The organism is Longimicrobium sp. (assembly GCF_036280135.1).
Classification (GTDB): Bacteria; Gemmatimonadota; Gemmatimonadetes; order Longimicrobiales; family Longimicrobiaceae; genus Longimicrobium.
Window position 1 is genome coordinate 1 of record NZ_DASURI010000203.1, and the last position, 5,592, is coordinate 5,592.

At 75.4% G+C, this 5,592-nt stretch carries 6 protein-coding genes; all 6 read right to left on the reverse strand.

Annotated elements, in window-relative coordinates:
- Positions 1-223 precede the first annotated feature (223 nt).
- Genes VFZ20_RS05930 through VFZ20_RS05955 form a run of 6 tightly spaced genes read right to left on the reverse strand, consistent with a single transcriptional unit; the run spans position 224 to position 5,218 of the window.
- Positions 224-1,315 carry a hypothetical protein gene (locus VFZ20_RS05930; RefSeq protein ID WP_329682918.1) on the reverse strand — a complete coding sequence of 364 codons (1,092 nt, stop codon included), beginning with the start codon at positions 1,313-1,315 and terminating at the stop codon, positions 224-226.
- A complete protein-coding gene (locus VFZ20_RS05935; protein ID WP_329682919.1) occupies positions 1,303-1,926 on the reverse strand; it encodes a hypothetical protein in 624 nt (207 codons plus the stop codon). Before VFZ20_RS05935 ends, VFZ20_RS05930 begins: the two co-directional genes overlap by 13 nt.
- Positions 1,923-2,894, reverse strand: a complete 972-nt coding sequence (locus VFZ20_RS05940) for a hypothetical protein (RefSeq protein WP_329682920.1) — start codon at positions 2,892-2,894, stop codon at positions 1,923-1,925. The genes VFZ20_RS05935 and VFZ20_RS05940 overlap by 4 nt, the downstream gene beginning before the upstream one ends.
- A 4-nt stretch (positions 2,895-2,898) precedes the next feature.
- Complete coding sequence (locus tag VFZ20_RS05945) at positions 2,899-3,300, reverse strand: lasso peptide biosynthesis B2 protein (RefSeq protein WP_329682921.1); 402 nt, start codon at positions 3,298-3,300, stop codon at positions 2,899-2,901.
- Positions 3,297-3,581, reverse strand: a complete 285-nt coding sequence (locus VFZ20_RS05950) for a PqqD family protein (RefSeq protein ID WP_329682922.1) — start codon at positions 3,579-3,581, stop codon at positions 3,297-3,299. Before VFZ20_RS05950 ends, VFZ20_RS05945 begins: the two co-directional genes overlap by 4 nt.
- Before the next feature lie 17 nt (positions 3,582-3,598).
- Entirely contained in the window at positions 3,599-5,218 is a 1,620-nt protein-coding gene (locus VFZ20_RS05955; protein ID WP_329682923.1) for a hypothetical protein, read from the reverse strand.
- Between the last annotated feature and the right edge of the window lie 374 nt (positions 5,219-5,592).

Below are 5,592 nucleotides of genomic sequence, written 5' to 3' on the forward strand. Positions count from 1 at the left end.
CGAGGGGACGGGATCCGCGTTTTTTCAAAGAGGCACATCGTCAGCGTCGGACGCGGATGATTGCGCGTGCACATCATCCACCTGATCGCGATCGGTAAAAGGCGGTCCGGCCGGGACGGCGGCTCTGACTGGATGGATGCACGAAGCCCCACCGGCGCGACAATGCGCTGGCGGGGCGTTGCTGCATGTCTCCACGCCGGACTTCGGCGGAGGCGGATCGCGATCAGGCGGGCTCCACGGCGGGCATCGCCTCCGTCCGCCGCCGGGGGAGAAGCCTTCGTCCCAGGTACGCCACACCGCCCGCCGCGCCGGCCACGACCAGGATCTCCTGCAGCTGCAGCCCCAGCGCGTCTTCCAGCGGCACGCCGACCATCACGCCCGCGATGCCGACGATCCACGCGGCCACGAGCGCGACGACCAGCGCCCGGCGGGACGGCACGCGCCCGGCCGCGCGGGCCAGGCCGGGCAGCACCCGCGCCCACGCGACGAACGCGCCGTACGCCAGCACGTTGGCGGAAAAGACGATGTCGAACAGCAGCCAGACGAAGAGGTGGAACACGCACGCGAGGGCCAGCGCCGTGTTCATCCACCGCTGGCGCAGCAGGGCCAGCAGGAAGCCCGTCTCCAGCAGGGTGGCCGCCCAGTCGGCCGCCTCCCACGCCAGCGGCGCGTTCCAGGCCAGCGCGTGCCCCGAGAGCCAGGTGCCGCGCCCCGCGCCCATGTTGTTGACGACGAGGTGGCCAAAGGTGGAGTGGGTGGCCGGGTCCAGCCATCCCGTCATCAGCTTGAGCGCGCCGGCGCCGAACATGGCCGTCCCCGTGACGAACGCCGCCAGGGCCAGGGCCCACGAGGCCCGCGGCCGCAGGGGATCGGGCGGGCCGGCGCGGCGGGCGTCCGCCGACAGCGCCTGACCCCATCCCGAGCCGGCCAGCAGCAGGGGGATCAGGACGAGGAGAATGTCGTGGTTGATCTTGCCGTCCGCGTACTCCCAGGTCTTGATCCACAGGAGAACGACGCTCGTGGCCACGGAGACGGCCGGCGTGCGCCACCCCACCAGCAGCAGGCCAAGGAGCGCGACGAGCAGCAGGTTGAGCGCGGCCAGGAACCCGCCGGGCGGAAAACCCGTGGCCAGGGCCGCCAGGCCGGGCGGCGGATTGAAGAAGGCGCGCGGCGCCCCGTCCACCCACAGCGCCGTGGGCACCACGGCCAGCAGCGCGTACGCCGCGTAGAGGATGCGGTACAGGGCCAGGTCCGCCGGCGCCGCCGCGTACGCGCCGAAGATCCATCCGTCCACCCGGGCCGTCAGGGCGCGCACGGCCCCTCCTCCGCGAAGGGGATGACGAGCGTCCCCGTCCGCGCGCGGGCGGACGGCGTGGCGGCGCCCCCGGAGAACGTGTCCATGTACCAGCGCAGCTCCAGCCGCTGGACGGGAACGCCGGGAAGCAGGGTGTCCGCGCGGCGGCGGGCCCAGGCGCGCAGGGAGACGTCCGGGCAGCCGGCGCGGTTCCGCAGCCCGCCCGCGGCCAGGCCGGGAAGCAGGTGCGCCCGCAGCCAGCGCTGCAGGGGGCGCGGCGCGCGGCCCGTTGGGTGCAGCAGCCCGGAGAGGGTGCCGTGGTGGCTGTCGGGAACGTCCGCCAGCAGCGCGCGCTGCGTGACGGGCCGCTCGACGCCCGGGCCCACGAAGACGGGCTGCATCCGCTCGATGCGCACGACGCTGTCCGCGTAGCCGCCGGACCCGGCGAACGAGGGCATGAGGATGCTGGGATACGGCTCGCCCGCGCCCCCGCCCAGCGACAGCACCTGCGCCACCCACAGCGCACATACCGCGGCGAATGCCAGGCGGACGGCGCCCCGCCGGCGCGTATCGTCCGCGGCGGGCGGCGTGTCCGTCTCAGCCGGTGCGGAAGGGATGCGCGTCGTCGTCACGCGTCAGGAGGCGCCGGGGTGCGGACGGCGCCGGGCGCGGCCGCGCCGACGATGCACGCCAGGCGCGCGGGGTCCGTGTAGGTGTCCAGCCCCAGGCGCAGGGCGTGGGCGGGGAGCAGGGCCGCGTCGCGCAGCAGGTCCAGCACGCGCGGGGCGCAGGCGCGGTCCGCCAGCAGCCACGGAGACTGGCGCAGCAGCCCGGAGAGCGCGCCGCCCGCCTCGGCGGGATGCAGCGCCGTGGGCGCGGGGGCCTCCACGCGGGGAAAGAGCATCCCCGCCAGGGGTGCCGTCCGGCGCCAGGCGCCCGGCCAGCGCTCCCGTGGGTCCGTCTCTCCCCGCTGGCGGACGACCGTCCCGGACTCGTATCCCAGGTCCAGGTGAAACGGGCGCGGCCATCCCTCCACCGCCGCGCGTCCGTCCCCGTCGCGCCACAGCACCACGTGGTCGTCGGAGAGGTAGCGCCAGCCGGCCGCGACCAGGTTGGCGCACGTCGTTGTCTTGCCCGCGTGCGAGTCGCCCACGAGCAGCCAGGCGTCGCCGTCCGGGGGCGCCACGGCGGCCGCGTGGGCCAGGGCGCGCCCCATCCGCCCCAGCAGCAGGGCGGCGGAGAGCGTGCAGGCGGAGTAGAGCGCCCACATGGCGGAGACGGATGCCTCCGCGCCCTCCGCCACGCGCAGCTCCGACACGCCGTCCGCCAGCGTGACCGAGCCCCACACCTCCGCCCCACCGTCGAAGAACGCGGAATCGTCCTCCACCCACGCGTCCACGCCGCCCAGGTGCAGCGTGCGCCGGTGCGCGGGCGCGGCGGGCGGCGCGTCCGCCGAGGGGAGGACGCGGACGACGGAGCCGGCGGGGTGCGCCGGCGTGTCTTCGGGAAGCAGGGGCAGCCAGCGGGTGAGCAGGGGCAGCAGGCGCGGATGCGCCTCGACCCGCAGCCGGCCGTCGTGCAGGAGGGAGCGGACGATCACGCCTTCAGGCGCGCAGGGAGAAGGGCTGCATCCGGTCCGGCGGCGGGGGCTCCGCGGCCGGGTCCGTCACCACCCAGGCGTGCGCCAGGATGGGCGTGTCGCCGGGCCGGTCGCCCGCCCGCACGCCGATGCGGACGACGGCGGGCACGCCGTACCGGCGCAGGGCCAGGCACTCGGCCACGCTGCGGTACAGGCAGGTGTAGCGCCAGGGCGATCCGGGGACGGCCGCCAGCACCTTGACGGCGCCCCGCGCGGCCCGCGCCGCGCCCCGCGGGGGCTCCGCGGCGGACGACGCGCCGGCGCCGGCCGGCGGGCTCAGCAGCTCCGTCCACCGCCGGCCCTTGAGCCAGAAGGGAACGCGCAGGGCCGCCCACAGCCCCGTCATGGCCACGCCCGGCAGGCTCACGCGCCCGCGTCCTCCGCCGCCACCAGCCCGCGGGCCGACAGCTCGTTCAGCAGCCGGTCCAACTCCAGGGCCGCCACCTCGCGCTCCACGTCGAACTCCGCGCACAGGCCGTCCAGCAGCGCGTCGCGCCCCAGACCGCGCTCCAACCCGCGGAACACGTGCGCGGCCGTGGCGTTGAGCCGGTAGTAGTTCTTGGTGTCCATGTGCAGGAGCACCGCCTCGCCGTCCAGGTGGGCGGCGAGCACGTCCTCGGGCACGCGGTGGATCGGGGTCTCGCTCATGCCGGTCATCGAAAAGGTCAGCGAACCACGGACGGGTGCCGGGGGAACCCGCCCGTCACGGGAATCTCGTGCACCGTGGCCGGCGACGCGGGGTCGATCCACACCATCCGCGTCACGCCGCCGCCACTGAACTCAACGTACACCAGGCGCCCGTCCGCCGTCCAGCCTGGCTCGGCCTCGGCGCCCGCGCGCGCGCTCAGCCGGGTGATGAGACGGTCGCTCAGCCGCACGGTGAAGATGGCCGGATCGCCCTCGCGCGTGCTGGCGAAGGCCACCAGGGAGCCGTCCGGGCTCCACGCCGGGTCCACGTCCGCCGAGTCGCCGCCGGCCAGGACGGCCGCCGTGCCGCCGGCCGCCAGGTCCCAGATGTCGGCCGAGCCGTTGCCCGTGCCCACGAAGGCCAGGCGGTTGGCCGTGGGATGCCACGACGGCGCCGTCTCGGGGCTTCCCGCGAAGCCCAGGTTCCCCGTGAAGGCGGCCCCGCCGGAGCCGTTGATGTTGGCCGTCCAGATGCGCGACACGCCGCTCGCGTCGTAGCCGTACGCCATCCGCGTGCCGTCGGGCGACAGGGCGGGGGAGGTCTCGGCGCGCGCCGTCGTCGTGACGCGGGTGGCCGTTCCCCCCGCCAGGGGGACCGTGTACAGCTCCGAGTTGCCGTCGCGCACGCTCACGAACAGCACCTTGCCGGCCGCCACGGACGGGTCGTTGTCCGTGGCCGCGGCCTCCGTGAGCCGGCGCAGGTCGCCGCCGTCCAGGGCCACGCTGTAGATGTCGCGGTTGCCGTTCACCGACATGTCGAAGACGACCGTGGGCGGCACGGCGACGGTCAGGGGCAGGGTGCCCGTGCTCAGGTCCCACTCCGCGCGGATCTCCACGGCGCCGGCCGTCAGCAGGCGGATCTGCCCGTTGCCCAGCACCTGTCCGGCGCCCGCGGGCTGCACGGACCACGTCACCTCGCCGGGGGCCACGCCCTGGCCGCCGCGGCTGGCGTTGACGACGATGACGGACCCGCGCTCCAGCCGGCCCGTGGCCGACAGCGTCAGCGGCGGCGGCTCGGCCACGGACAGGGTCGTGGTCCCCGTGCTGCCGTCGTACGCGCCGCGCACCTCCAGGCTGCCCGCCGCCAGCAGCCTGAGCTGGCCGCCGGCCAGGATCTCGCCGCCCGACGTGGGCACCAGCGTCCACGTCACCTGCCCGGCGGGGACGGCCTGTCCGTCGCGCGTGACGACGAGCTGCACCGTGCGGCCGCGCTCCAGGGTGCCCGTGGCGGTGATGGCCAGGGCACCCGGTGGGGGCGGCGGCGGCTCCGTCACCTGCAGCGTGGTGGTGCCTGTGCTGCCCTCGAACGTGCCGCGCACCTCCAGCGTCCCCGCCGCCAGCAGCCGCAGCTGCCCGTTGGAGAGCACCTCGCCCCCGGCGGCCGGCGTCACCGTCCAGGCGACGTTGCCGGCGGGGATGGCCTGCCCCTCGCGCGTGGCGCTCAGGGTGACGATGGAGCCGCGCTGCGCGGTGCCGCTGGCGGCCACCTGCAGGGGCGGCGGCGGCGGCGTGGGCGAGTCACCGCCGCACGCGGCCAGGGCGGACGCGAGCAGCAGCAGCGCCGCGGCCAGTGGGCGGGGGGAGAAGTGCTTGAACACGGGGAACTTCGGGAAGCTGGAGGGACGGCGCGGACGCGTGCAAAGATAGGCAGGGGCGTACCCCACGCACCAGTGGCGCGCGCCGGACGCCCCTTCTACCCGTGACGTCCGTCCGCGTGCCGTGAATGGAGACTACAATCTCACGCGGAGGGAGCAGAGGCAGCAGAGTACTTCCATTGCAGTCCTGCTGCCTCTGCTCCCTCTGCGTGAGAATGCCGTAGAACCGTCTCCGGCGCGAAAGCCGGAGCGCGCGGCGTCAGGGCTGCGCGATCAGCGCCTCCAGGCGGGCGATGCGGGCCTCGAGCGACTCGATGCGGGCGTCCCGCGCGGCGACCTGCTGCTGGAGCTCCGCCGTGCGGGCCTCCAGCGCCTGG